The organism is Burkholderia sp. Z1 (genome assembly GCF_014893795.1).
In the GTDB taxonomy this organism is placed as follows: Bacteria; Pseudomonadota; Gammaproteobacteria; order Burkholderiales; family Burkholderiaceae; genus Burkholderia; species Burkholderia theae.
In genome coordinates, this window is record NZ_JACFYL010000001.1 from 2,546,660 (window position 1) to 2,573,525 (window position 26,866).

Consider the following 26,866-nt stretch of genomic DNA (forward strand, 5'->3'; position numbering starts at 1 on the left):
ATCCCGCACGCACACTTCCGTTCATGAAAATCGCTACCTGGAACGTCAACTCGCTCAACGTCCGCAAGCAGCACGTGCTCGACTGGCTCGCGCAAAGCGGGACCGACGTGCTGTGCCTGCAGGAACTGAAGCTGCCGGACGAGAAATTCCCGCGCGCCGATCTCGAAGCGGCCGGCTACCGCAGCTGGTTCACGGGCCAGAAGACCTACAACGGTGTCGCGATCCTCGCGCGCGACACGCTGTCCGTCGACGAAGCGGATGTCGTGCGCAACATCCCCGGCTTCGACGATCCGCAGCAGCGCGTGGTCGCCGCGACGGTCGACGGCGTGCGCATCGTGTCCGCGTATTTCCCGAACGGCCAGGCACCCGACTCCGACAAGTTCGCCTACAAGATGCAGTGGCTCGACGCGCTGCAAGCGTGGCTGCGCACCGAACTGCAGCGCTACCCGAAGCTCGCGCTGCTCGGCGACTACAACATCGCGCCGGAAGACCGCGACGTGCACGACCCCGCGAAATGGGAAGGCCAGAACCTCGTATCGCCGCAGGAGCGCGCGCACTTCGCGCAGCTGATCGAGCTTGGTTTCGTCGATGCGTTCCGCCGCTTCGAACAGCCCGAGAAGACCTTCACGTGGTGGGACTACCGGATGATGGCGTTCCGCCGCAACGCGGGGCTGCGCATCGATCACATCCTGCTGTCGCCGGCGCTCGCGGAAACCTGCACGTCGTGCGAGGTCGACCGCACGCCGCGCACGTGGGAACAGCCGTCCGACCACACGCCCGTCGTCGCGGTCGTCGGCTGATCACCCTGCCCGCGCGCGTTCAGCGACGCGCGGGCGCCGGCCCGAGATGGGCCCACAGGAACCCGAATTCGGCCGCGTCGGATTCGGCGCGTTCCAGATCGTCGGCGCTGCCGTGGCCGCCGTCGGTGTTCTCCCAGTACCACACCTGTTCGTGACCAAGCGCCTGCATGCGCGCGGCCATCTTGCGCGCATGCGCGGGATGCACGCGGTCGTCACGGGTCGACGTCGTCAGCAGTAACGGCGGATACGCGACGCCTTCGCACACGCGGTGATACGGCGAATACGCGGCCAGCGCCGCACCCTCGCGCGGATCGTCCGGGTCGCCGTATTCGTCGAGCCATGCGGCGCCCGCGTGCAGCTTCGGATAGCGCCGCATGTCGAGCAGCGGCACGCGGCAAAGCACCGCGCCGAACAGTTCCGGCCGCTGCGTCATGCACGCGGCAACCAGCAGCCCGCCGTTGCTGCCGCCCTCGATCCCGAGCTGCGCGGCGGTCGTCACGCCCGTCGCCGCCAGATCCTCGGCCACCGCGATGAAATCGTCGAACGAACGCTGCCGGTGTTCGCGCTGCGCGTCGACGTGCCAGCGCGGCCCGAACTCGCCACCGCCGCGGATGTGCGCGAACGCCATGACGCCGCCGCGTTCGAGCCACGCGATGCCGAACGCGTCGCTGTAGCCCGGCAGGTTCGGGATCGCAAAGCCGCCATAACCCGACAGCAGGCACGGCCGTGCGACGCGCGCGGCGTCGTCGGGCGCATCGAGTGCATCGCTCGGCCCGATCAGCGTGTACGGCACCACCGTGCCGTCGCGCGAGCGCGCGCTCGCGCGGCGCACGACGAGCCCGGCCGCGTCGAACTGCACCGGCGGCCGGTCGAGCAGCACGCGACGCGACGGCGCATCGGCCGCGCGATCGGCAAGATCGGCCAGCCAGCATTCGGGCGGGTCGAGATAGGTGTCGACGTCCACGTAAATCTCGTCGTTCAGCGTCGACTCGACCGGCTCGACGTCGATCTGCGCGTCGCCCGGCCAGTCGAACGGCCGCGCGTCCCACACCCACATGCCGTCGTCGGCCTGGCGCGGCTGCCACAGCATCGTGCGGTTGTGCACGTCGTCGAGCCAGCTCGCGATCAGCGTCGTGCGCGTGTGCGTCCACGTACACGCAGACGTCGACGGTTGCGGCGCGAACAGCGTCGTGAAGTCGCGCGCCCCGTCCATGAAGGCCTGCTCGCGGATCGCCAGCAGCGAGCCGCCCGCATGGCGCACACCATCGCAATCCCAGTCGAGACGCGGCTCCAGCACGAGCCAGCCTTCCCAGAACCCGACCTCGACATGCGTCGGCACGTCGTAGCGCGCCCAGTCACCCGCCTCCGTCAGCCGGTACGCATGCGCGTCGAAGAAATCGACGCTGCGCCACGCGACGTGACGGTTGTCGATCGGATCGAATCCCGCGCCCGCGCTGATGTCGTCGGGTTCGCCGCGAAACACGACGGGCGCGTCGGCGAGCGGCGTGCCGCGCACCCAGCGCCGTGCTTCATACGGATAACCGGCCGCGGTTGCATGCGCTTCGCCGCGATCCCAGCTCACGTACACGGTATCGCGGTCGATCCAGCCGATCGTGTGATGCCCGGGCTCGTCGATCGTGAAACCGCCATCGACGAAACGGCGCTCGACGAGATCGAATTCGCGCACGACGACCGCGTCGGCACCGCCCGGCGACAGCGACAAGAGCGCGCGGTCGCCGTCCGGATACAGGATCGCGTCCTGCTCGAACACCCACGACTCGCCCTCTTCGGCACCGAGCGCGTCGACGTCGAGCAGCGTTTCCCACGCCGGCCGGCCGGCGCGCCAGTCATCCCAGCGCGTGCGGCGCCACAGTCCCTTCGGATGGAGATCGTCCTGCCACAGGTCGTAGGCCCAGTCGCGCCAGCGGGTCGGAATCACCGGGCGTTCGCGCGGCAGATACGCTTTCGCGAGACGCGCCGTGAGCGCGCGATACGCATCGTCGTCGCGCAGCGCGGCGCGCGTGCGTGCATTCTGCTCGTCGACCCACGTGCGGGCGCGCTTGCTGTCGAGCGCTTCGAGGAAACGGAACGGGTCGGCCCCGGCGGGCCAGCGGAAGGAATCGGACATTGCGGATAAGCGTAACGGCAAACCGCGATTATGTCCGATCGCGGCACGCGCGATGCCCGCGCGTGCCGCGAATCATGCTCAGGGCTCCAGATGCAGTTCCTGGATCTTGCGCGTGATCGTGTTGCGGCCGATGCCGAGCCGCTCCGCGGCCTCGACCTTGCGGCCGCGGGTGAAGTCGAGTGCTTCGCGAATCACGGCCGCCTCGAAGCGGCGTGCGAGCTCGTCCATCACGTCGGCCGAGTTCTCGCGCAACAGCCGCGCGACTTCGGTGCGCAGCCCATGCTCCCACACCGGATAACCGGCCGGCGCGCCGTTCGGCGCGGCCGCGACGGGCGCGGACGCCACCGGCACCGCACCGCTGGCCGGCTGTCCGGCCAGCGCGCCGCCGCCGTTGCCGTGCGCATCCATGCCGTCACCCGTCGCGACGACCGGCGCACCGGCCGGCACGAGGTCGGGCGGCAGATCCTTGATCTCGACGGTCTGCGCAGGCGCCATCACGGTCAGCCAGTTCGCGAGGTTCTCGAGCTGCCGCACGTTGCCGGGAAACGCCAGCGACGTCAGGTACGCCAGCGCGTCGTCGGACACCCGCTTCGGCTCGACGCCGAGATCGCGCGCGCTCTTCTGCAGGAAGTGGCGCGTGAGCAGCGCGATGTCTTCGCTGCGTTCGCGCAGCGGCGGCAGGCGCAGCCGGATCACGTTGAGCCGGTGGTAAAGGTCCTCGCGGAACAGCCCTTGTCGCACGCGCGCCTCGAGATTCTGGTGCGTCGCGGCGATCACGCGCACGTTCGCGCGCAGCGGGTTGTGCCCGCCGACTCGATAGAACTGCCCGTCCGACAGCACGCGCAACAGGCGCGTCTGCAGGTCGAACGGCATGTCGCCGATTTCGTCGAGGAACAGCGTGCCGTTCTCGGCCTGCTCGAAGCGGCCCTGCCGCGTCGTCTGCGCGCCGGTGAACGCGCCGCGCTCGTGACCGAACAGCTCGGATTCGAGCAGGTCTTTCGGAATCGCCGCGGTGTTCAGCGCGATGAACGGCCCGTTCGCACGCGGGCTGTGACGATGCAGCGCACGCGCGACGAGCTCCTTGCCGGTGCCCGACTCGCCCGTGATCAGCACGGTCGCGGCCGAGTGCGACAGGCGGCCGATCGCGCGGAACATGTCCTGCATCGCGGGCGCCTGGCCGAGCATCTCCGGCGCCTCGGCGACACGCTCGTCCTGCGGCGTGCCGCCGCGCAGGCTTTCCTCGACCGCGCGGCGGATCAGCTCGACCGCCTTGTCGACGTCGAACGGCTTCGCGAGGTATTCGAACGCGCCGCCCTGGAACGCCGCCACGGCACTGTCGAGATCGGAGAACGCCGTCATGATGATGACGGGCAGGCCCGGCAGGCGTTCGTGCATCGCCTGCAGCAACTCGAGGCCCGAGCCGCCCGGCATCCGGATGTCGGACACGAGCACCTGCGGTGTCTCGTGGTCGAGCGCGGCCAGCGCGTCGCGCACGTTCGCGAAGCTCTTCGTCGCGAAGCTGTCCCGGGCGAGCGCCTTTTCAAGCACCCAGCGGATCGATTGGTCGTCGTCAACTATCCAGATCGGCTTCATAGGTCGGTCAGAATGGGGAAATCCGGTGAATCGCACTGCCGCCGCTCAATGGTCGAGCGGTAGCAGGATCTGAAATTCGGTACGTCCGGGCCGGCTTTCGACCTCGATCATCCCGTCGTGCTGCTGCACGAACGTCTGTGCGAGCGTGAGGCCGAGACCGCTGCCGTCTTCGCGCCCGGACACGAGCGGATAGAAGATCCGGTCGCGGATCTCTTCCGGAATGCCGGGCCCGTTGTCGATCACATGCAAGTCCAGTGCCAGCCTGTACAGGCGCTTCGCGATCGTGATCTTGCGCGCGATGCGTGTGCGCAGCTCGATCTTCGCGTCGCCCTGCGCGATCCGTTCGCGCAGCGCCTGCGCGGCGTTGCGCACGATGTTGAGCAGCGCCTGGATCAGCTGCTCCTTGTCGCCGCGCAGATCCGGCACGCTCACGTCGTAGTCGCGCTCGATCGTGAGCCCGCGCGGGAATTCCGCGAGCATCACCGCGCGCACGCGTTCGCACACTTCATGAATGTTCACGTCGCCGACGATATGCGGATGCCGATGCGGCTCCAGCAATCGGTCGACGAGCGTCTGCAGGCGATCGGACTCCTTGATGATCACCTGCGTGTATTCGCGCAACTCGCCGCGCTCGCGCTCGCCGAGTTCGAATTCGAGCAACTGGGCTGCGCCGCGAATTCCGCCGAGCGGGTTCTTGATCTCGTGCGCGAGGTTGCGGATCAGCTGCTTGTTGACCGCGGTCAGGTCGTGGATGCGCTCCTCGCGATCGGTACGCGACTGCCGCTCGTTCTCGAACAACTCGACGAGCACGAAATCGGGCGCGGTCTCGAGGAAGCCGACGATCGCATGCACGTGCAGCGGTTCGCGGCCGGGCCGGTCGAGCACGGTATCGAGATGCGTCGCATGAAAGCGCTCCTCGCCGATCGCGGTGATCGTCGATGCGAGTTCGTTCGCATTCGGAAAAATCTCGCCCCACGGCCGCTGCGCGAGTTGCCGGCGCGAGATGTCGAGCATCGCTTCCGCGGACGGGTTCGCGAACGCGATCCGCAGCGTCTTGCGGTCGAGCACGATCACGACCGTCGGCAGCGCTTCCAGCCCCGCAAGCAGGCCTGAGCGCGCGAGCCGCTCGTCGTCCGTCAGTCGCTCGGGTTGCCCCGTCTTCGCCTTGATCAGATTCTTCAGAACCATCTGCGTGCTTGTCGCGCCTCAACGGGCCAGAAAATGAAAATCCTCGGAACAAAAAAGGGACGGCTGGACGCCGTCCCCTTTCAGACTCCGCCGTTCCCGCCGCAAGCCGCGCGACGGGAACGAACCGGCAAAACGGCGCTGAATCGAAGCGCCATCGCCGATTACAGCGAGTAGTACATCTCGAACTCGATCGGGTGCGTCGTCATGCGGAACTTCGCCAGCTCCTGCTCCTTCAGCGCGAGGTACGCATCCAGCATGCCGTCCGTGAACACGCCACCGCGCGTCAGGAACTCGCGATCCTTGTCGAGTGCTTCGAGTGCCTGGTCGAGGCCCGCGCAAACGGTCGGGATCTTTGCATCTTCTTCCGGCGGCAGGTCGTACAGGTTCTTGTCCGCGGCTTCGCCCGGATGGATCTTGTTCTGGATCCCGTCGAGGCCGGCCATCATCAGCGCCGTGAAGCACAGGTACGGGTTCGCCATCGGATCCGGGAAGCGCGTTTCGATACGGCGGCCCTTCGGGTTCGACACGTGCGGAATGCGGATCGATGCCGAACGGTTACGCGCCGAGTAAGCGAGCTTGACCGGTGCTTCGAAGTGCGGGACCAGACGCTTGTACGAGTTCGTCGTCGGGTTCGTGATCGCGTTCAGCGCACGGGCGTGCTTGATGATGCCGCCGATGTAGAACAGCGCCAGTTCCGACAGGCCGGCATAACCGTTGCCCGCGAACAGGTTCTGGCCGTCCTTCCAGATCGACTGGTGAACGTGCATGCCCGAACCGTTGTCGCCGACGACCGGCTTCGGCATGAACGTCGCCGTCTTGCCGTACGAGTGCGCGACGTTATGGATGATGTACTTCGACCATTGCGTCCAGTCCGCACGCTCGACCAGCGTCGAGAACTTCGTGCCGATTTCGTTCTGGCCCTGGCCCGCCACTTCGTGGTGGTGCACTTCGACCGGGATGCCGAGCTGTTCGAGCAGCAGGCACATTTCCGAACGCATGTCCTGGAACGTGTCGACCGGTGCGACCGGGAAGTAGCCGCCCTTCGTGCCCGGACGGTGGCCCGTGTTGCCGCCTTCGAATTCCTTGCCGGCCGACCACGGTGCTTCTTCCGAGTTGATCTTCACGAAGCAGCCCGACATGTCCGTGTTCCACTGGACCGAGTCGAAAATGAAGAATTCCGGTTCCGGACCGAAGTAGGCCGTGTCGCCGATGCCCGTGCTCTTCAGGTACGCTTCGCCGCGCTTCGCGAGCGAACGCGGATCGCGCTCGTAGCCCTTGCCGTCTGCCGGCTCGACCACGTCGCAGGTCAGCACGAGGGTCGACTCTTCATAGAACGGGTCGATGAAGGCAGCGTTCGGGTCCGGCATGAGCAACATGTCCGACGCTTCGATACCCTTCCAGCCCGCGATCGACGAACCGTCGAATGCATGACCGCTTTCGAACTTGTCTTCGTCAAACGCCGAAACCGGCACCGACACGTGCTGTTCCTTGCCGCGCGTATCCGTGAAGCGGAAATCGACAAACTTGCAGTCCTCGTCCTTCACGAGTTGCATGACGTCGGCGACGGTTTTACTCATAACCTCTTCTCCTGATTGAACAATTCCGGCGGACTGGGAACCGCCTCGTTTATCGAGCTGATCGGGATCAAGCTTTTGCGCAGCGCGCCCCGATTTGACCGAATTCTATAAAGCAGCTTCCGTGCCACCCATGCGCAAGATTGGCGCGAATCGCGCCGGCGCTCGCCGCGACGGGGCTGTGCTGCGCGATTCCGGGGCCCGGGGCCGCATCGGCCGCCAACCGAAAGCACCTGTATGGTGCAATCGCCGAAACATGCCGAACCCGCTGAATCATTCTGGTGCATGCACGCCATTCTGCACTCTTTTGGTGAACGCGTGTGCGGTGCGCGCACCGTGCCGCATACGGACATCCGGGACGCGACGCCGCGCTAGAATGTTCGTTTGACCGACAGGAGACCCCTCGCCATGAGTACGCTCGACCAGCTTTACGCGAAGGCCGACGAACGCCGCGCACAAGGCGCGCTCAACTACGCCGGCGCACTGCTGCCGGTCGAAGCATTCGAACTGCTGCAGCTCGACCCGTCGGCGCGCCTCGTCGACGTGCGCACCCGCGCCGAACTCGACTGGATCGGCCGTCCGCTCGTCGGCGACGGCCAGTACCTGCACCTCGAATGGACGCGCTACCCGGGTGGCGTGCCGAACGCCGAATTCGTCAACGAACTGAAGGCCGCCCTCCCGCCCGATACGCCCGTGCTGTTCCTGTGCCGCAGCGCCGCGCGCTCGAAGCTCGCCGCGGTCGCATCGTCGCAGGCCGGCTTCACCAAGGCGTTCGACCTGCTCGAAGGCTTCGAGGGCGCGAAGGATGCCGAAGGCCATCGCAAGACGGTCGACGGCTGGTGCTTCCGCAAGCTGCCCTGGATCGGCGCCTGACGGCACGCCCCTCCCGGCGGTTGCAACTGCACCATCGTCGAGCCGGGCGATGACATGCCGATGACGGGCCGCGTTGCGCGGCCCGTGGCTTTTGTGCGTTTGATTGACGCGCCGCTCAGGCGCGCGGCAGGTCGGGCTCGACGACGTCGCCGCCGAGCAGGTGCACGCCTTCGCGCAGCTTCACGAACGCGGCCGCGACCGCTTCCGGCTCGCCCTTCACGCCGAGGTCGATGTGACGGCGCGCGTAGATGCCGCCGCGCTCCGCGTCGCCGACGCTCGGCAGGCTGAACACGCGCACGCCCGGGAAATCGCGCTCGATGCGCTCCATCAGCGGCGTGAGCGTCGATTCCGGCAGCTCGAACACGTACAGCGAACGCTCCGCGTGCGGCGTCGCGTGATGCAGGTGCGCGTACTTCGTATCGAGCACCCATTCGATCATCGGCCACGCCATCACCGGAAAACCCGGCACGAAGTGGAGATCGCCGACCGAGAAGCCGGGAATCCGGTTATAGCCGTTCGGGATGATCGTCGCGCCCACCGGGAACACGCCCATGTTGAAGCGGTGCTGGTTCTCCGGCGAGTCGAAGTCGACCGGCGTGGCCGGATCGGCGTGCGTTTCGCGGATCCGCTCCGAGATCAGCACCTTCGCTTCCGGATGCAGTTCGAGCGGCACGCCGAGCGCGGCGGCCGCGCACTGGCGCGTGTGGTCGTCCGGCGTCGCGCCGATGCCGCCCGTCGAGAACACGATGTCGCCCGACGCGATCGCGCGCGCGAGCGTCGCCGTGATGCGCGCCGGATCGTCGCCGACGTATTCGGCCCAGTCGAGCGCGAGACCGCGCGCGTCGAGCAGCTCGATGACCTTCGCCAGATGCTTGTCCTGCCGGCGGCCCGAAAGGATTTCGTCGCCGATGATGACGATGCCGATGCTCATGCCTGCCCCATGTCGATTGCGGTGGCGCGCGCGCTCGCGCGCAAGTCCTCCAGCGCGCGCAGGCAATAGTGCCCGAACCACAGCGCCGAGAAGACGAGGATGAAAGCGTAAACCCAGATCATGGCCGCCGCGACGAACGGAAACAGCACCATCATCCAGACCGACGACACCCACACGAAGGTCGGCACGGTGCCGAGCAGCCCGGTCGCGACGCCGATGCCGATCAGCGGCCAGCGGTGCTGCTTCACGAGTGTACGGCGCTCGTCGCGGCTCGCGTGCAGCGCGAGCGCGTCGTAGGTCATCACGCGGTACGTGAGCCAGCCCCAGATCACGGGCGGCAGCAGCGCGAAGAACGGCGGGATCAGCCACAGCGGAATCGTGACGACGAGCACGACGATGCCGGCCAGTGCCGCCCACAGCGAATTGAACACGCTGCCGAAGAAGGTGCCGCCCCGCTTCGACTCGAGCGCCGCGAACTGCCGGTTCGACAGGTGCTTGATCACGACCGGCATCGAAATCGTCGCGATCAGCAGCAGCACGGTCAGCACGATCAGCGGAATCGCGAGCGACACGACGACGAACGGCGCCACGACCGCATGCAGTTGCGACATGCCGATCGCGTCGAATGCGCGATACAGCGCGGCCGTCAGCACGAAGCCGTCGAGCGCGCCGCGCGCGGCGTCGATCAGCGTCTGCCACGAGAACCACAGCAAGACGCCCCACAGGACGGCCGAGACGAGGAACGGCATCAGGGTGAGCCAGAGCATGCGCGGATGCAATGCGCTCGCCAATGCGCGGACGAAGGAACGCAGCAGGTCGTTCATGCGGGCCTGTATCGACGGAGAAAAACGGGGAAAGGATAAACCACGCGGCCCGCATGCGCCAAAGCGCATGCGGGCCGCGTGGGAGAGGCGTTCAACGGCGGAGTAACCGGATCAGGCCGACGCCGCGCCGCGCTTCGCGGGGAACAGGCGCCGGAAGATCCGCACGAACGCGAGGCCGTGCTGCGCCCAGAAGCCTTCGCCGTAGGACACGCCCTCGACCTGGTCGCGGATGCCGGTCGGCTCGACCGTGCGGTTCCACGATGCGGTGCCGAACATCATGTCCCACCACGGGAACAGCACGCCGAAGTTGCAGCCGTACTTGGTGCCTTCGTGGCCGTAGCCGACCGCGTGGTGGCGCCGGTGGAAGATCGGGCTCACGAGCAGGCGCTCGCCGAGCCAGCCGAACGACAGACGCGCATTCGTATGCTGGATGCTCTGCATGAAGTTCGTGAACGCGGTCAGCACGACGAACTGCGACGGCGTCACGCCGATCACGAGCGCGATCGACGCGAAGAAGCACGACTGGATCACGTCGTCGAGCAGGTGGTTGCGGTCATCGCACCACAGCGACATCTGCCGCTGGCTGTGATGGACGGCGTGCAGTTCCCACCAGATGCCGAACTTGTGCTGCCAGCGGTGATACCAGTAGCCGGCGAAGTCGAGCACGACGAGGTAGATCGCGAACGCGACGATCGGCTGCGAGGTCACGCCCGGCCACAGATAGTCGAGGTTGAAGTTCGAGACGCCGTGCAGCCGCAGCCACGCCTGGAAGTTGTCGAACACCGGCTGCAGCGCGAAGAAGAAGAACAGCGTGTAGATGCCGAGCTTCGAGATCGCCGTGTAGATCACGTCGACCCGCACGGCCCGGCGGTTCTTCCAGCGTTCGACCGGCAGCAGCGCCTCGAGCGGGCGCAGCAGCGCGAACATCAGCACCATCTGCAGCGCGCCGACGATCACCCAGTACAGCGCGTCGTAGGTGTCCTCGTCATAGTCCATCAGGTTGAACTTGAAGAGGAGCGGCTGCACGACGTCGACGTACAGCCAGGTCTGGATGTCCGACACGAACGCATCGATCAGGTGCAGCATCGTTCGCCTCCGTCCGTCACGCGCCGTTCGCCGCCTTCCACGGCGCGCGGTCGTAGAAGTAGATGCCGTGCGGCGAGCGGCCGACGGAGATCGTCTGCACCAGCTTGCGCGACGGCAGGTCGATGATCCCGACCTTCTTCGCGAAGCGGAACGTCACCCACAGCGTCTTCTTGTCGGCCGACAGCTCCATGTCGTCCGGCCCCGGCAGCAGGCCGGTGATGTCGCCGACGTTGGTGAGCGTGTTCTCGTCGATGATGCTGATCGTGTTCGCGACCCGGTTCGTCACCGCGACGTGCGCGCCGTCGGCGAGCGAGCGGAAGTTGTGCGCGCCCTTGCCGGTGTAGATCTGCTTGACGACCTTCTGGTTGCGCCAGTCGACCACCGCGACGTAATCCGCGCCCGTCATCCCGACCAGCACGTATTTGTCGTCCGGCGTGAGCCACAGGCCGGCCGGCACCTTGCCGACCTTCATCTTCCACTTGACCGTCTGCGTCGGCAGGTCGATCGCCGCGATCTCGCCGGACACCTGCAGCGACACGAGCACCGTCTTGCTGTCCTTCGTGAACGCCAGGTGGCTCGGCATCACTTCGAGCGGCACGCGCTTCGCGAGATGGAGGTTCTGGCCGTCGTAGCTGTAGATGTCGACGCGGTCGAGCCGCAGGCCTGCCGCCGCGAACCACTTGCGGTCGGGCGAGAAGCCGAGCTGGTAAGGATCGTCGATCCCTTCGACGGTGCGCTGCAGCTTGCCCGTCTTCGGATCGAGGAACATCAGGCTGTTCGAGACCGAATTCGCGACGATCAGCGAACCGTTGTCGGGCGTGGCCATCAGGTGGTGCGGTTCCTTGCCGGTCGGCATCGTGCCGACGACCTGGCGAGTCTGCTGGTCGATCAGGGAAAGCGTCGCTTCGGCCGAATTGAGGACGATCACGTTATTCGCGTGTGCGGCGGGCGCCAGCACGGCGGCGGCCAGCACGAGCGTGCGGCCGAGGGAAAGGAAAGTGCGCATGAAGACTCACGTCGAGGAACAACCGTCATTGTAAAACGTTCAACCGGCCCCGCCGGTTGACGGAAGCCGGCATTGCGCCACTTCGATGCACGCGGCGGCGGCCGGATCGGCCGGATCGGCCGGATCGGCAAGCGCCGCGCGGCCGACCGTCGCCGGCCGCCGGTGCGGGCCGGGAAACCGCTGTTGCGCTAGCGCTGCATCGACTCCCAGACCTTGTGCAGCCGCTTGACAGAGACCGGCATCGGCGTGCGCAGTTCCTGGGCGAACAGCGAAATCCGCAATTCCTCGAGCAGCCAGCGGAATTCCGCGAGCCGCGGGTCGGCGACGCCGCCGCGCTGCGACACCGCGCGCTGGTACTGCTGGGCGAGCGGCAGCAGGTCACCGGACTGCTTCGCGTCGCGCGCCGGATCGGCCTTCAGCTTGTCGATCCGCAGCGCGATGCCCTTCAGGTAGCGCGGGAAGTGCGCAAGCTGCACGTAAGGCGTATCGATCACGAAGCGCTTGCCGACCAGCGCGGCCAGCTGCTGCTGCAGATCCGCGTGCGCCTGCGCGAACGGCTTCGCTTGCGCGAGTTTCTTCACGAGACCCGCGTATTCGGCCAGGACCTGCCCGACGAGCCGCGCGATTTCCTGCGCGAGCAGGTTCAGGCGGCTGCGGCCCTCGTCGCGGCGCGCATGGAAGCTCGCGTCGTCGTCGGGCAGCGGATCCTGCAGGCACGCACGGTCGAGCGCCGTGTCGATCAGCTGGTCGCGCAGCTCGTCCTGCGAGCCGAGCGACATGTACTGCATCGCCATCTCGCGCAGGCCCGGCAGGTTCTTCTCGAGGAACTTGATCGGTTCCTTCAGCTGCAGCGCGAACAGCCGCCGCAAGCCGGCCCGGTGGATGCGCGCGGCCTCCTCCGGCGAATCGAACACCTCGACGTCGCAATGCGTGCCGCGATCGACCAGCGCCGGGTAGCCGTACAGCGTCTGGCCGCGCCGGCGGATCTCCAGCAGCTCGGGGAGCTTGCCGAAATTCCACGTCGTGAGATTCTCGTACAGCGCCGTCGCACCGCCTTCCGCCGGGGCACCCGTCTGCGGCGCCGCGCCCTTGCCGGGCTTCGCGCCGCGGCCGACGACGGCACCGGCCGGGGCGGCAGTCGCCGGCGCCTGGCCGGCTGCCGGCCCCGCATCGGTCTCGCCGCCGGTCGCGATCGTCGACGCCGCCGCGATCTTCTGGAACTGCTGCTGCGCCTGCGCGCCCAGTTCCTGGCGAAGCTGCGCGAGATTGCGCCCCATCGCGAGCTGGCGGCCGTGCTCGTCGATCACCTTGAAGTTCATGAACAGGTGCGCGGGCAGCGTCTCGAGCTTGAAGTCGGCCGTCTTCATCGCGATCTGCGTCTCGCCGCGCACGTCGGCGATCAGCGCCTCGACGAGCCCGCCCGCGCCGAAGCGCTCGCGGCCCATCCGCTCGACGAAGCCGGCCGCGTACTCGGGCAGCGGCACGCAGTGCCGGCGCAGCTTCTGCGGCAGCGACTTCAGCAGCAGCTGCACCTTTTCCTTCAGCATCCCCGGCACGAGCCACTCGCAGCGGCGCGCGTCGACCTGGTTCAGCGCGTAGAGCGGCACCGCGAGCGTCACGCCGTCGCGCGGCGTGCCGGGCTCGAAGTGGTACGTGAGCGCCATCTCGACGCCGGCCATCGTCGCACGCTTCGGGAACAGCTCGGTCGTCACGCCGGCCGCCTCGTGGCGCATCAGGTCGTCGCGCGACAGGTACAGCAGCCGCGGCTTGTCCTCGGGCTGGCCGCCCTGCTTCACCGCGTCGCGATACCAGCGCTCGAACGCGGCGCCCGTGTGGATCCCTTCGGGAAGCGCCTGGTCGTAGAACGCGTAGATCAGTTCGTCGTCGACCAGCACGTCCTGACGACGCGACTTGTGCTCGAGCTGCTCGATATCGGCAAGCAGCTTGCGGTTGTGCGCGAAGAACGCGAGCTTCGTGTCGAACTCGCCTTCGACGAGCGCGCCGCGGATGAACAGCTCCCGCGCGCGCGCCGGATCCTGCTTGCCGAACGCGACGCGCCGCCGGTGATAGATCGGCAGCCCGTACAGCGTCGCGCGCTCGAACGCGCTGACCTGCGCCGGGCGCTTTTCCCAGTGCGGCTCCGACAGCGATTTCTTCAGCAGGTGCGCGCCGACCTTCTCGATCCATTCGGGCTCGATCTTCGCAAGGCAGCGCGCGTAGAGCCGGCTCGTCTCGACGAGTTCGGCCGCCATCACCCAGCGGCCGGCCTTTTTCGCGAGCACCGAGCCCGGCCACAGGTAGAACTTGATCCCGCGTGCGCCGAGGTAGTGCGGATCGTCGTCGGCCTTCAGGCCGAGGTTGCCGAGCAGGCCCGTCAACAGGGCCAGATGGATCTGCTCGTAGGTCGCCTCGGCTTCGTTGAGCCGCCAGCCGTGCTCGCGCACGACGGTCAGCAACTGCGAATGGACGTCGCGCCACTCGCGCAACCGCAGGTGCGACAGGAAGTTCTGCCGGCACGCGTCGATCAACTGACGATTCGACTTCTTGTGCGCGACGGCGTCCTCGAACCACGCCCAGATCTTCAGCCACTGCAGGAATTCGGAACGCTCGTCGGCGAACCGGCGGTGCGCCTGGTCGGCCTGTTCCTGCGCTTCGATCGGGCGGTCGCGCGGGTCCTGCACGGACAGCGCGCTCGCGATGATCAGCACCTCGCGCAGCGACTGCTGGTCGCGCGCGGCGAGAATCATCCGGCCGACGCGCGGGTCGAGCGGCAGCCGCGCGAGTTCGCGGCCGAGCGGTGTCAGCGCGTTGTCGTCGTCGACCGCGCCGAGTTCGTTGAGCAACTGGTAGCCGTCCGCGATCGCGCGGCCGGGCGGCGGTTCGAGGAACGGAAACGATTCGATCGCCGTCAGGTGCAGCGACTTCATCCGCAGGATCACCGACGCGAGCGACGAGCGCAGGATTTCCGGATCGGTGAAGCGCACGCGCGCCTGGTAGTCGCTTTCCTCGTACAAGCGGATGCAGACGCCGTCGGCCACGCGGCCGCAGCGGCCCGCGCGCTGGTTCGCGGCAGCCTGCGAGATCGACTCGACCTGCAACTGCTCGACCTTGTTCCGGTACGAATAGCGCTTCACGCGCGCGAGACCGGTATCGACGACGTAGCGAATGCCGGGCACCGTCAGCGACGTCTCGGCCACGTTGGTCGCGAGCACGATGCGGCGCGCGTTCGACGCCTTGAACACCTTGTCCTGGTCGGCCGCGGAGAGCCGCGCGAACAGCGGCAGGATCTCGGTGTGCGGCGGATGGTGCTTGCGCAGCGCCTCGGCCGCTTCGCGGATCTCGCGCTCGCCGGGCAGGAACACCAGCACGTCGCCGGGGCCTTCGCGGCACAGCTCGTCGACCGCGTCGACGATCGCGTCCATCAGGTCGCGCTCGGCTTCGCGCGCGGTCTTCACGCGATCGCGGCCCGCGGTGCCCTCTGCATTCTTCACGGCCGGGCGATCCTCGGCCACCGGGCGGTAGCGCATCTCGACCGGATACAGCCGCCCGCTCACCTCGATCACGGGCGCCGGGCGCTCGTCGGTGCCGAAATGGCGCGCGAAGCGGTCGGCGTCGATCGTCGCGGACGTGACGATCAGCTTCAGGTCGGGCCGCCTCGGCAGGATTTCCTTCAGGTAGCCGAGCAAGAAGTCGATGTTCAGGCTGCGCTCGTGCGCCTCGTCGATGATCAGCGTGTCGTACGCCTTCAGCAGCGGGTCGGTCTGCGTCTCGGCGAGCAGGATGCCGTCCGTCATCAGCTTCACGGACGCGCCGGGCGCCAGATTGTCGGTGAAGCGCACCTTGTAGCCGACCACCTCGCCGAACGGCGTGCCGAGTTCCTCGGCGATCCGGCGGCCGGTCGACGACGCGGCGAGACGCCGCGGCTGCGTATGGCCGATCAGGCCCGTGCCGCCGGCGCCGAGGCCGCGGCCGAGATCGAGACAGATCTTCGGCAACTGCGTGGTCTTGCCCGAGCCCGTTTCGCCGCAGACGATGACAACCTGGTGACCGGCGATCGCGCGCGCGATTTCGTCGCGCTTGCCCGACACGGGCAGGCTTTCGGGGTACGTGATTGGCGGGACGGGATTCGGTGCAACGACGGCGCGCGGCGGACGTTCGCGGCGCGGCGCGCGCGCATCGGCTGCCTGGGGCGCGTCCGCCGTGGCCGGCTGGCGCGCATCGCCACGGCGCTCGTCGCCGCGCGGCCCGCGCGGCGCCTTGCCTGCCTGCTTTTCGTGCTGCTGGCGCGGCGGCTGGCCCTGCTGCTGGCGCGCATCGGCCGCACCATCCGGGTGCTGGGCCGACGGCGCTTTGGCCCGCGTCGGCGCGGGACTTTTAGGTACATTCGACATGGGGGCGCATTATAATCCCGCCCATGAATTCCCAAACCGACCTCCCTCCCGCCCAGACCGGCGCCGCGACGCCGCCGGCCGCCGACGATTCGGCCGCCAGCCACGCGCAGTTCGTCGACTGGATGCGCTCCGTCGCGCCCTATATCCACAAGTTCCGCAACAGCACGTTCGTCGTGGGGTTCGGCGGCGAGGTGGTGCAGCAGGGGCTGCTGAACGCGCTCGTGTCCGACATCGCGCTGCTGCAGGCGATGGGCATCCAGATCGTGCTGGTGCACGGCTCGCGCCCGCAGGTCGAGGAGCAGCTGAGCCTGCACGGTGTCGAATCCGAGTTTTCGCACGGCCTGCGCATCACCGATGCGCGCGCGCTCGAATCCGCGAAGGAAGCGGCCGGCGAAGTGCGCCTCGACATCGAGGCCGCGATCAGCCAGGGTCTGCCGAACTCGCCGATGGCGCACGCGCACATCAGCGTCGTGTCGGGCAACTTCGTGACCGCGCGGCCGGTGGGGATTCTCGACGGGGTCGATTTCGCGCATACGGGCATCGTGCGCAAGATCGACGCCGAATCGATCCGTCATTCGCTCGCGAGCCGCAAGCTCGTGCTGCTGTCGCCGCTCGGTTTCTCGCCGACCGGCGAAGCGTTCAACCTGTCGATGGAAGACGTCGCCTCGGCCGCCGCGATCGCGCTGCGTGCCGACAAGATCGTGTTCCTGACCGACGGCCCCGGCATCGTCGACGACGAAGGCGAGCTGATCCGCGAAATGTCGCTCGACGCGGCGGCCGAACTGCTCGATTCCGGCAACGTGCAGGGCGACGACGCGTTCTTCCTGAAGCACTCGATCCGCGCGTGCCGCGGCGGCGTGACCCGTGCTCACCTGATCCCGCAATCGCTCGACGGCAGCATGCTGCTCGAACTGTTCCTGCACGACGGCGTCGGCACGATGATCTCGTACGAGAATCTCGAAAGCCTGCGCGAGGCGACGCCGGACGACGTCGGCGGCATCCTGTCGCTGATCGAGCCGCTCGAGTCGGACGGCACGCTGGTGCGGCGCGGCCGCCACCAGATCGAACGCGACATCGACCACTTCTCGGTGATCGAGCACGATGGCGTGCTGTTCGGCTGCGCGGCGCTGTATCCGTACCAGCAGGAGAAGATCGGCGAGATGGCGTGCCTGACGGTCGCGCCGGAAGCGCAGGGCTCGGGCGACGGCGAACGCCTGCTCAAGCGCATCGAGCAGCGCGCACGGGCGCGCGGCCTCACGCACATCTTCGTGCTCACGACGCGCACCGAGCACTGGTTCCTCAAGCGCGGCTTCGTCAAGGTCAGCGTCGACGACCTGCCGGAAGACCGCCGCAAACTCTATAACTGGCAGCGCAAGTCGCTCGTGCTGATGAAGCAGCTCTGAGCGCAGGCACGACTGCCCTCCCCCAGTCCGATTACAGGAGAAGTAAACGATGGCTCGAATGATCCAATGCGCGAAGCTCGGCAAGGAAGCCGAAGGCCTCGATTTCCCGCCGCTGCCGGGCGAACTCGGCAAGCGCATTTACGAGAGCGTCTCGAAGGAAGCATGGCAAGGCTGGCTCAAGCAGCAGACGATGCTGATCAACGAGAACCGCCTGAACATGGCCGACCCGCGCGCGCGCCAGTATCTGATGAAGCAGACCGAGAAATACTTCTTCGGCGACGGCGCGGACCAGGCGTCCGGCTACGTGCCGCCGACGGAAGGCTGATGATGTAATGCGCATGGCCGGCAGCCTGCCTGTCGCGCGCTCCGGAGAAAGCGGCACCGTGTATCGCACGGTGCCGTTTTCTTTTGCGGAGGTGCGATCGATGCGATCGCGCCTCTCCGGCTGCGGCGCTCGCGCGGTTCAACCGGCCGGTTTCAGCGCGCCAGCGTCGCCGGGCGCTTCCGCCCCGCCGCTCGCGTTGTCGGCACTTTCGGCTTCGGCGCCCCATTCCGCCGCGTCGCTGCGCTCGGCCGTCGACAGTTCGTCCGCGCGGTACCCGGTGCGGTTCAGCAGCGCCAACATGCAGACGAGCGACACGAGCGCGTAAAGCCCCGACGCGACCGCGACGCCGACGATGCTGCCCGTCGAATTGAGGATCGCCTGTGCCAGCACGGGCGTGCCGCCGCCGACGACCAGCGCGCTCAGTTGATACGCGAGCGACAGGCCCGTATAACGAATGTTCGCCGGAAACACGCGCGCGAGCACGCCGCCGACCGCACCGTAGAACATCGCCGACGGAATCGTCGAGATGCACATGCCCGCGACGGCAACCCAGTACGAACGCGTCGCGAGCGCGTGGAACATCACCGGCATCAGCACGATCTCCGGAATCAGGATCCAGCACATCGCGCGACGCATGTCGACCTTCGACACGAACCACGCGCCGACCGGCTGCAGCAGGAACTGCACGACGAGCGAGATCGACAGGATGCCGAGAAACGTGCCCTGCGCATAGCCGAGCTCCTTCGTCGCCCACGACAGCGCGAACGTGCTGCGGAAGTACGTGACGTTGATCACCGGCAGCGTGCCGGCCGCGAGCAGCACGACCACCCAGTGATCGCGCACGACGTCGCGCAGCGGCAGCTTCACCGTGCGCTTGCGGGCGAGCACGCGCTGCATGTCGGCCGACTCCTCGAGCCTCAGCCGGATCACCATGCCGATGATCACGAGCACGGCCGACAGCAGGAACGGAATGCGCCAGCCCCACATCAGGAAGGACGGCGTCGGCAGCGCGCTCAGCGCGAAGAACGCGGCCGTCGCCAGCAGGTTGCCGGTGGGCGAGCCCTGCTGCGCGAACGCCGCATACAGGATGCTGCGATGCTTCGGCGCGTTCTCGCTCGCGATCAGCACCGCGCCGCCCCACTCGCCGCCGACCGCGATGCCCTGCAGCACGCGCAGCACGACGAGGCCGGCCGGCGCCCATACCCCGATCTGCGCATAACCGGGCAGCAGGCCGATGCCGGTCGTCGCGAGACCCATCATCACCAGCGTGATCACGAGCGCGGTCTTGCGGCCGACGCGATCGCCGAGATGCCCGAACACGATCCCGCCGAGCGGCCGCGCGGCGAAGCCGGCCCAGAACGTGACGAATGCGAGCAGCGTCGCGACGCCGGGATCCATCGTGCTCGAAAAGAACACCTTGCCGAACACGAGCGCCGCGGCCGTGCCGTAGATGTAGAAGTCGTACCACTCGATCGTGGTGCCGACGAACGCCGCGAAGGCGGCGCGGCCGGGCCGCAGTGGCGCGGCGGGCGGGGATAACGGACGGCTCATCGATGTCTCCAGGTTTGTGGTCGGGGGCGCGACTGTCGCGCGCCTTTCCCGGGTGGCCGGCATGACGCCGCCGGCCGGCGGCGTTGTGTCAGTCGGGGGGTACCTGGTCGGGCGCCGTTTTCAGCACGCCGGCATCGAGCAGTTGCTGCTGGAGCGCGCGATCGACGCCGAGCCGGTCGAGCACCGCGCGCGTATCGCGGCCGAGCGCGGGCGGCGGCGAACGATAGGTGGCCGGCGTACGCGACAGCTTCACCGGCGACGCGGTGCCGCGATACGCGCCGATCTCGACGAACAGGTTCCGGTGCAGCGCATGCGGATCGTGCGCGACGTCGGCCACCGTGCGCACCGGCCCGCACGGCACACCGGCCGCCATCAGGTCGCGCGCGAGCGGCTCGCATGCGTGCGCGGCGAGCCGCGCTTCCAGTTCGGCCTTCAGCTCGGGGCGGTGCGCGCAGCGGCTGCGGTTGTCGACGAAGCGCGGATCGCCCGCGAGCGCCGGCGCGCCGAGATGCGCGACGAGCCGTGCGAACTGCCGGTCGTTGCCGACCGCGAGGAAGATCGGCACGGTCGCCGTGCGGTAGCTGTCGTACGGCGCGATGTTCGGATGCGCGTTACCGCTGCGCTCCGGAACGCGCCCCGAGCCGAAGAAGTTCGGCAGGTGCGGATGCAGCAGCGACACGCCGCAGTCGTACAGCGCGATGTCGACCGACTGCCCGCGCCCGCTCTTCTCGCGCTCCGCGAGTGCCAGCAGGATGCCGGCGAGCGCGTTGAGCCCCGTGACCATGTCGACGATCGGCAGGCCGATCCGCGTCGCGTCGCCATCGCGCTCGCCGTTCACGCTCATCAGCCCCGCCATCGCCTGGATCACCGCGTCGTAGCCGGGCAGCCCGCCGAGCGGACCGTCCGCGCCGAAGCCCGTCACCGCGCAGTGGATCAGCCACGGGAAGCGCGGCTGCAGGTCGCGCGCATAGTCCATCCCCCAGCGCGCGAGCGTGCCGGGCTTGAAGTTCTCGACGAGTACGTCGGCCTCATCGAGCAGGCGCCACAGGATCGCGCGCCCTTCGTCGCGCGACAGGTCGAGCGCGAGCCCTTCCTTGTTGCGGTTGACGCCCGCGAAGTACCACGCGGTATCGCCGAGGAACGGCGGCCCCCAGCCGCGCGTCTCGTCGCCGTCCGGCGGCTCGATCTTGATCACCGTAGCGCCGTGGTCGGCGAGCGCCTGCGTGCAGTACGGGCCACCGAGCACGCGGCTCAGGTCGACGACCTTCAGGCCGTCCAGTGCACCACGCGTCGCGTTCATCGCTCGACCTCCGGCAGCAGGTCGAGCGCCATGTCGAGCGAGATCGGCGTGCCGCGCAGCAGCGCGTCGAACGCGGCCGATTCGTCGTCGCGCGACGCCGGCGCGAGCGGATCGACCGGCAGCAGCTTGTGGCGCACGACCAGGTGCGCGAGCGCAAGACGCCGGAAATCCGGCGCGAGCCGCACGCCCTCGCAGGCCATCAGCACGGCCGCGCTCGCGTAATACAGCGCGGATGCAGCCTGCCGCACGCGTGAGTCGTCGCCTGCGTCCGCGACCCGCGCGAGCGCGTCGCATGCGCGCGCGAGAATGCGTCGCAACGCCGCGCGGCTCGCATCGGGCAGCGGCGCCGCGCCGAGCCGGTCGCCGAGGAACGCGCGTAGCGCGTCGAGCGCATGCTCGCGCTGCGCGGCCCGCGCGACGTCGAGCGCGACGATGTTGCTCGTGCCTTCCCAGATCGAACCGAGATGCGCATCGCGCACGATCCGCGCGTCGCTCCATTCCTCGATGTAGCCGGTGCCGCCGCGCACCTCCATCGCATCGCCCGTCACGCGGCGCGCATCGCGGCACGCGCGGAACTTGATCAGCGGCGTCAGGATCCGCACGCAGCGCGCGGCCTGCTCGTCGCCCGCATCGGCCTGCGGCAGCAGCAGCGCGATCTGCATGAACATCGCGCGTGCGGCTTCGGCCGGCAGCAGCATCTTCATCAACTGGCGCTGCATCAGCGGCATCTCGATCAGCTTGCGGCCGAACGCGTCGCGGTGCGCGGCGACGTGCAGCGCTTCGTTCAGCGCGCGCCGCATCAGCCCCGCCGCGCGCACACCGTTCGACAGCCGCGACATGTTGATCATGTCGGCCATCTGGTGAAAACCGCGGCCGATCTCGCCGATCAGGTAGGCCTGCGCGCCTTCGAGCGCGATCTCGCCGCTCGCCATCGAACGGCTGCCGAGCTTGTCCTTCAATCGCACGATCCGGTAGCGGTTGCGCGTGCCGTCCGGCAGCGTCTTCGGCAGCAGGAACAGCGCGAGACCCTTGATGCCGTCCGGCGCGCCGTCGGGGCGCGCGAGCACCATCGCGAGATCGGCATCCGCGTTCGAGCAGAACCACTTGTCGCCGGTCAGGCGCCATACGGTCTCGCCGTGCGCATCGGTCTCGCGCGCCGCGCGCGTCGCGATGCGGCCGACGTCGGAGCCGGCCGCCTGCTCGGTCATGAACATCGCGCCCTGATACAGCGTGTCGAAGTCGCGTGACGCGAGCATCGGGAGGTAACGTTCGACGAGCGCCGGATCGCCGAAGCGGCGCAGCGTGCGCGTCAGCGAATCGGTCATGCTGACCGGGCAGCACAGCCCGAATTCCGCCTGCACGAACAGGAACGTCAGCGCGTACTTGACGAGCGGCGGCCCCGATTCGGGCCCGTGGCTCAGCGACGCGAGCCCGAGCTCCGAATACGCGACGCGTTCGAGCGCGACATACGCGGGATCCTTGTCGATCCGCTGCACGGCCTCGCCGCGCCGGTTGCGGTGCTCGAGCACGGGCGGGTGCTTGTCCGCGCGCGATGCCCACTCGTCGAGCTCGCCCGACACGCGCGCGCCGAGCGCGCGCAGCCGCGGCTCGAGTTCCGCATAGTGCGCATCGCCGAGATGCAGCTTCAGCAGCGCACCGAGGTCGGGATCGGCGATGAAGAAATTGGTGCCCCGGCTGTCGGGGATATTGGATGCGCCGGCGTCCGGCGTGCGAGCGGTGTCGTTCATGCGTGCGTCTCCTGGGTTGCCTGCACGTCGGCCGGACCTGGCGCCGCGGCCGGCCCTGTGCAAAGCCTTTCGCAGAGCGTAGGCGCGCGATCGATAAGCGTCCAATACAGGATTTATCCGGTACGATAGATATCGCTTATCGATGCCGACGCCGGGAGGAGACACCATGGAACTGAGGCAGTTGCGCTACTTCGTGGCGGTCGCCGAAGAGCTGCATTTCGGGCGCGCGGCGAAGCGCCTGTTCATCTCGCAGCCGGCGCTGAGTTTCGACATCCGCAAGTTCGAGGACGCGCTCGGCGTGCAGCTCTTCTCGCGCACCAACAAGACCGTCGCGCTGACCAACGCGGGCGAGGTGCTGCTCGGCGAGGCGCGCCGGCTGTTGCTGCAGGCGGCCGAGGCCGAGCGCCTGACGGTGCGTTCCGCGTCGGGTCTCGCGGGCCGGCTGCGGATCGGCTTCGTCCATTCGATGCTGTATCGCGGGCTGCCCGATGCGGTGCGACGCTTCGAGGCCGACTACCCGGGCGTCGAGGTCGTGCTGAGCGAGATGAATACGCACGCGCAGGTGCAGGCGATCCAGCGCGGCCAGATCGATCTCGGTTATGCGCACTGGGGCCATTTCCCGCCCGAGGTCGAATCGGCACCCGTCTACGTGGAACCGTTCGTCTGCTGCCTGCCGGCCGCGCATCCGCTCGCGCGTCGCAAGCAGGTCGCGCTCGCCGCGCTCGCGGCGGAACCGTTCATCCTGTTTCCGCGCGAAGCGGCGCCGCACTATCACGACCTGATCATCGCGCAGTGCGTGAACGCCGGATTCAGCCCGCTGATCCGTCACGAAGCGAGGCTGTGGCAGACGATCCTGTCGATGATCGAGTTCGGGATGGGCGTCGCGCTGGTGCCGCGCGTGCTGCAGCAGGTGAAGAGCGACCGGCTCGCGTTCCGGCCGCTGAAGGATGCGTCGCTCGAATCGCGCACGCTCGCGCTGAAGCGCAGCGGCACCGCCGAACCGGTTGCGCTGCGCTTCGCCGACTACGTGCGTGCGTCGATCGACGCGCTGCCCGCGCTCGCGGGCTGACGCGGCACGCCGGCTACTTCGCTTCCGGCTGGAGCGCCGGCTGCGCGCGCCGATACCAGACCGCGTACACGATCGACAGCGCAACCAGGAACGGAATGCCGAAGATCAGCGTCATGTGGAACTCGGCCGTGAAGTAAGTCGTGACCATCACCGCGAGCATCAGGCCCGCACCGAGCAGCGTCAGCAGCGGGAAGCCGCGCATCCGGAACGCGGGCGCCGGCAGGCCGAGCGCCGCGCGACGTCGCCGGAAGCAGTAGTGCGTGACGAAGATCATCATCCACGTGAACAGCGCGCCGAACATCGATACCGCCATCATGATCGTGAACGAGGTGTCCGGATACAGCACGCTCAGCACCGTCGCGAGCGCGATGCCAAGCGTCGACAGCATCAGCGCGCCGAACGGCACGCCGCGCGCGTTCACTTCGCCGAGCGCCTTCGGCGCATGCCCCGCGCGCGACAGGCTGAACATCATCCGCGTCGTGATGTAGATCTGGCTGTTCATCGCGGACAGCGCGGCGATCAGCACGACGAAGTTGATCAGCCCGGCCGCGCCCGGCAGGTGGATCGCCTCCATCACCTTCACGAACGGGCTCTCGTCGCGCCCCGCCGCCGTCCACGGGACGATCGCGAGCATCAGCGCGAGCGTGACGAGGTAGAACAGCACGAGCCGCACGATCGTCGAGCGGAACGCACGCGTGACCGCGCGCTCGGGATCCTCCGCTTCGCCGGCCGCGACCGCGATCATCTCGATGCTCAGGTAGCTGAAGATCGACACGATCACCGCGACCCACGTCCCCCACATGCCCTTCGGAAAGAAGCCGCCGTGATCCGTGTAATGGTGGAAGCCCGCGCGCGCCGCGCCGTCGCCGACCAGCGCCGGATTGCCGAACACGACATACGCGCCGAGCACGATGAAGCCGACGATCGCCGCGATCTTCACGACCGAGAAGCCGTATTCGACCGCGCCGAACACGTCGACGCTGCGTGCGTTGATGAACACCAGCAGTGCCGAGAAACCGACGATCCACAGCCAGCCCGGCACACCGGGCAACCAATACTTCATGTACAGCGCGATCGCGGTGACCTCGGTGCCGACCGCGAGCACGATGCACGCCCAGTATGCGTAACGCACGAGGAACCCGGCCCACGGACTCACGTAATGTTCGGCGTATGCGCCGAACGAACCGGAGGTCGGGTGCGCGACCGTCATCTCGGCGAGACAGCCCATCAGCAGCAGCGAGATGAACGCGCCGATCGCGTAGCTGACGAGCACGCTCGGGCCCGCGAAGCCGATCGCGAAGCCGCTGCCGAGAAAGAGACCGGTGCCGATGGCACCGCCGATCGCGATCATCGCCATTTGCCGCGCGGAAAGCGTGCGGCGCAGGCCTTGCTCGCGCGCCGCGATATGCTGGAATTGCCCTTCAGGTTGCATTGAATGACCTCGTACGAAAGCGATTGTCTGGTCGAAGCGTCGATGGCGCGCGGCACGGCGCCGGTCCGGCCGGCCACCGCGCGCCGTGCGCTCAGAACATGTGGCGCAGGCCGGCCGCGACGCCCGTCTGGTTGCCGCGTCCGGGCATTTCGGTGAACGCGCCGCCGGTTACGCGGTTGTAGTCGACCGTCGCGTAGACCTGCGTCGCCTTCGACAACGCGTATTCCGCCTCGATCACGCCCGTATAGCGCTTGCCGCCGTTGCCGGCGACCCCGTTGACGTTGCGGATGTCGTCGTAATACGCAACGCCCGTCACCGACACGGCCGGTGTGACCTTGACGCTCGCGCCCGTGTAGAAGATCGCGTCGCGGCGCGGGTTTTCCGCGAACGAACCGTAGGTCACCTGGCGGCCGGGCGCGTTCAGCAGCGCCTCATCCAGCACGCCCGAGCGGTCGATGCCGCCGAGATAACCCGCGTACAGCGTCGCCGCGCCGAACGCGTAGCGCGCGCCCGCGCCCCATGCCTGCTGCGCGCGGCTGTTCAGGTCGCGCACCTGCTGGTACGTCGCGCCGACCATCAGCCCGCCCTGCGTATACGACACGTGCGTGCCCCAGTATGCATTCGCGCCGAGGCTGCCCGCGACGCCGCCGAAGCCGTAGCTCGCGCCGACGTTCAGCCCGCCGAACGTGCCGTCGTAGCTGACGGCGTTGCTCGCGCGGCCTTGCGTGAGGAAGTACGGCCACATGTTGGCCGTGTAGTTGCCGACCGTCAGCGGATCGAGATCGCCGAACAGGTTGAACGCCTCGGTCGCCTGGCGGCCGAGCTTCACGGTGCCCCAGTCGCTCGCGAGACCGACATACGCGTAGCGGCCGAACAACGCGCCGTCGAGCTGCCCGTTTTGCGGCTCGAAACCGCTCTCCAGCTGGAAGATCGCCTTCAGCCCGCCGCCGAGCGCTTCGCTGCCCTTCAGCCCCCAGCGGCTGTTCGTGATCGCGCCATTGGTCATCTGCACGCTGGCGTCGTTCGACGCGTCGGCATGCGTCGTATAGCGGATGCTTTGATCGACGATCCCGTACAACGTCACGCTGCTCTGCGCCATCGCACCGCTCGCGGCAAGCGCACCCGCCATCATTGGCAGTGCGAATCGATGGATTCTCTTCATGTTCTCCTCCAGTCCTTTTCTCGGTTCTTGATGGTGGTGATTAATACACGCCGCGTCACGCGGCGTTCCTGCTAGGTGCGCGCTGCCGGCAGCGCGACGTACGCGACGAGCTCGACACGCATCGCCGGATGCGCGAAACCCTGCACGCCGACACACGTGCGGTTCGGATAAGGCTCGCGAAAATGGCGCCGGTATTCGGCGTCGAATTCGGGCATCGCCTTCACGTCGGACAGGTAGACGAGCACCTGCGCGACATCGTCCATCGTCGCGCCGGCCGCCGCGACGGCTTTCGCGAGATTCGCGAGCGTGATGCGCGCCTGCTCGGCCATCGTGTCGCCGGCGATCGCGCCGGATGCGTCAACCGGCCCGTGACCGGTAAACATCAGCCCGCCCGCGCGGGTCGCCCACGAGAACGGTTGCGCGAGTTGCGGCAAGTCGACCGGGATCGTTTCTGCCATCGTGTCCTCCTTTGGATCGGGAAC

The 26,866-nt window shown here is 67.9% G+C and carries 20 protein-coding genes; 5 read left to right on the plus strand and 15 right to left on the minus strand.

What is annotated here, in order from left to right; translation table 11 throughout:
• Nucleotides 1-23 precede the first annotated feature (23 nt).
• A complete protein-coding gene (gene xth / locus H3H55_RS11770) occupies nucleotides 24-800 on the plus strand; it encodes an exodeoxyribonuclease III (RefSeq protein WP_048248794.1) in 777 nt (258 codons plus the stop codon).
• A 19-nt stretch (nucleotides 801-819) separates the two neighbouring features.
• Here the strand turns inward: xth and H3H55_RS11775 are convergent, their stop codons facing one another.
• The 4 genes from H3H55_RS11775 to glnA all read right to left on the minus strand — a co-directional run bounded on the left by H3H55_RS11775 (nucleotide 820) and on the right by glnA (nucleotide 7,286).
• Nucleotides 820-2,928: a prolyl oligopeptidase family serine peptidase gene (locus H3H55_RS11775; RefSeq protein ID WP_193098697.1), complete on the minus strand. Its 2,109-nt coding sequence runs from the start codon at nucleotides 2,926-2,928 to the stop codon at nucleotides 820-822.
• A gap of 78 nt (nucleotides 2,929-3,006) precedes the next feature.
• Nucleotides 3,007-4,521 (minus strand): nitrogen regulation protein NR(I), encoded by a 1,515-nt coding sequence (gene ntrC / locus H3H55_RS11780; protein ID WP_193098698.1) that lies wholly within the window; start codon nucleotides 4,519-4,521, stop codon nucleotides 3,007-3,009.
• Nucleotides 4,522-4,566: 45 nt separating this feature from the next.
• A complete protein-coding gene (gene glnL, locus H3H55_RS11785; RefSeq protein WP_048248798.1) occupies nucleotides 4,567-5,709 on the minus strand; it encodes a nitrogen regulation protein NR(II) in 1,143 nt (380 codons plus the stop codon).
• Nucleotides 5,710-5,870: 161 nt separating this feature from the next.
• On the minus strand, nucleotides 5,871-7,286 hold the full coding sequence (gene glnA / locus H3H55_RS11790; protein ID WP_129512515.1) for a type I glutamate--ammonia ligase: 1,416 nt from the start codon (nucleotides 7,284-7,286) through the stop codon (nucleotides 5,871-5,873).
• 405 nt (nucleotides 7,287-7,691) lie between these two features.
• On the opposite strand from glnA, the gene H3H55_RS11795 reads away from it, so the two are divergent.
• Complete coding sequence (locus H3H55_RS11795) at nucleotides 7,692-8,156, plus strand: rhodanese-like domain-containing protein (protein ID WP_048248801.1); 465 nt, start codon at nucleotides 7,692-7,694, stop codon at nucleotides 8,154-8,156.
• Between the two features lie 115 nt (nucleotides 8,157-8,271).
• Here H3H55_RS11795 and H3H55_RS11800 read toward each other — a convergent pair whose 3' ends face one another.
• The 5 genes from H3H55_RS11800 to hrpA form a co-directional block, all read right to left on the minus strand.
• Nucleotides 8,272-9,087 (minus strand): competence/damage-inducible protein A, encoded by an 816-nt coding sequence (locus H3H55_RS11800; RefSeq protein ID WP_193098699.1) that lies wholly within the window; start codon nucleotides 9,085-9,087, stop codon nucleotides 8,272-8,274.
• A complete protein-coding gene (locus tag H3H55_RS11805) occupies nucleotides 9,084-9,911 on the minus strand; it encodes an EI24 domain-containing protein (RefSeq protein WP_129512516.1) in 828 nt (275 codons plus the stop codon). Before H3H55_RS11805 ends, H3H55_RS11800 begins: the two co-directional genes overlap by 4 nt.
• A 111-nt stretch (nucleotides 9,912-10,022) precedes the next feature.
• Nucleotides 10,023-10,997 carry a sterol desaturase family protein gene (locus tag H3H55_RS11810; protein ID WP_048248805.1) on the minus strand — a complete coding sequence of 325 codons (975 nt, stop codon included), beginning with the start codon at nucleotides 10,995-10,997 and terminating at the stop codon, nucleotides 10,023-10,025.
• A gap of 16 nt (nucleotides 10,998-11,013) precedes the next feature.
• Nucleotides 11,014-12,003, minus strand: coding sequence for a beta-propeller fold lactonase family protein (locus H3H55_RS11815; RefSeq protein ID WP_129512517.1), 990 nt, complete (start codon nucleotides 12,001-12,003; stop codon nucleotides 11,014-11,016).
• Nucleotides 12,004-12,191: 188 nt separating this feature from the next.
• Entirely contained in the window at nucleotides 12,192-16,394 is a 4,203-nt protein-coding gene (gene hrpA, locus H3H55_RS11820) for an ATP-dependent RNA helicase HrpA (RefSeq protein ID WP_193098700.1), read from the minus strand.
• A 23-nt stretch (nucleotides 16,395-16,417) separates the two neighbouring features.
• Between hrpA and argA the strand changes: the two genes are divergently transcribed.
• On the plus strand, nucleotides 16,418-17,797 hold the full coding sequence (argA, locus tag H3H55_RS11825) for an amino-acid N-acetyltransferase (RefSeq protein WP_129512519.1): 1,380 nt from the start codon (nucleotides 16,418-16,420) through the stop codon (nucleotides 17,795-17,797).
• A gap of 49 nt (nucleotides 17,798-17,846) precedes the next feature.
• Nucleotides 17,847-18,122: an oxidative damage protection protein gene (locus H3H55_RS11830; RefSeq protein ID WP_006478357.1), complete on the plus strand. Its 276-nt coding sequence runs from the start codon at nucleotides 17,847-17,849 to the stop codon at nucleotides 18,120-18,122.
• A 138-nt stretch (nucleotides 18,123-18,260) separates the two neighbouring features.
• Here the strand turns inward: H3H55_RS11830 and H3H55_RS11835 are convergent, their stop codons facing one another.
• The 3 genes from H3H55_RS11835 to H3H55_RS11845 all read right to left on the minus strand — a co-directional run bounded on the left by H3H55_RS11835 (nucleotide 18,261) and on the right by H3H55_RS11845 (nucleotide 22,721).
• Nucleotides 18,261-19,673: an MFS transporter gene (locus H3H55_RS11835; RefSeq protein WP_193098701.1), complete on the minus strand. Its 1,413-nt coding sequence runs from the start codon at nucleotides 19,671-19,673 to the stop codon at nucleotides 18,261-18,263.
• A gap of 88 nt (nucleotides 19,674-19,761) precedes the next feature.
• Nucleotides 19,762-20,973 (minus strand): CaiB/BaiF CoA transferase family protein, encoded by a 1,212-nt coding sequence (locus tag H3H55_RS11840; protein ID WP_193098702.1) that lies wholly within the window; start codon nucleotides 20,971-20,973, stop codon nucleotides 19,762-19,764.
• Nucleotides 20,970-22,721: an acyl-CoA dehydrogenase family protein gene (locus H3H55_RS11845; RefSeq protein ID WP_193098703.1), complete on the minus strand. Its 1,752-nt coding sequence runs from the start codon at nucleotides 22,719-22,721 to the stop codon at nucleotides 20,970-20,972. The genes H3H55_RS11840 and H3H55_RS11845 overlap by 4 nt, the downstream gene beginning before the upstream one ends.
• Before the next feature lie 166 nt (nucleotides 22,722-22,887).
• On the opposite strand from H3H55_RS11845, the gene H3H55_RS11850 reads away from it, so the two are divergent.
• The gene (locus tag H3H55_RS11850; RefSeq protein ID WP_129512523.1) at nucleotides 22,888-23,790 is read left to right on the plus strand and encodes a LysR family transcriptional regulator; all 903 of its coding nucleotides are present in this window, start codon (nucleotides 22,888-22,890) and stop codon (nucleotides 23,788-23,790) included.
• Between the two features lie 13 nt (nucleotides 23,791-23,803).
• Here the strand turns inward: H3H55_RS11850 and H3H55_RS11855 are convergent, their stop codons facing one another.
• From H3H55_RS11855 to H3H55_RS11865, 3 genes are all read right to left on the minus strand, one after another.
• The gene (locus H3H55_RS11855; protein WP_193098704.1) at nucleotides 23,804-25,222 is read right to left on the minus strand and encodes an amino acid permease; all 1,419 of its coding nucleotides are present in this window, start codon (nucleotides 25,220-25,222) and stop codon (nucleotides 23,804-23,806) included.
• 91 nt (nucleotides 25,223-25,313) lie between these two features.
• Nucleotides 25,314-26,384: a porin gene (locus tag H3H55_RS11860; protein ID WP_413463961.1), complete on the minus strand. Its 1,071-nt coding sequence runs from the start codon at nucleotides 26,382-26,384 to the stop codon at nucleotides 25,314-25,316.
• Between the two features lie 71 nt (nucleotides 26,385-26,455).
• Nucleotides 26,456-26,842 carry a RidA family protein gene (locus H3H55_RS11865; RefSeq protein WP_174961146.1) on the minus strand — a complete coding sequence of 129 codons (387 nt, stop codon included), beginning with the start codon at nucleotides 26,840-26,842 and terminating at the stop codon, nucleotides 26,456-26,458.
• Nucleotides 26,843-26,866 lie beyond the last annotated feature (24 nt).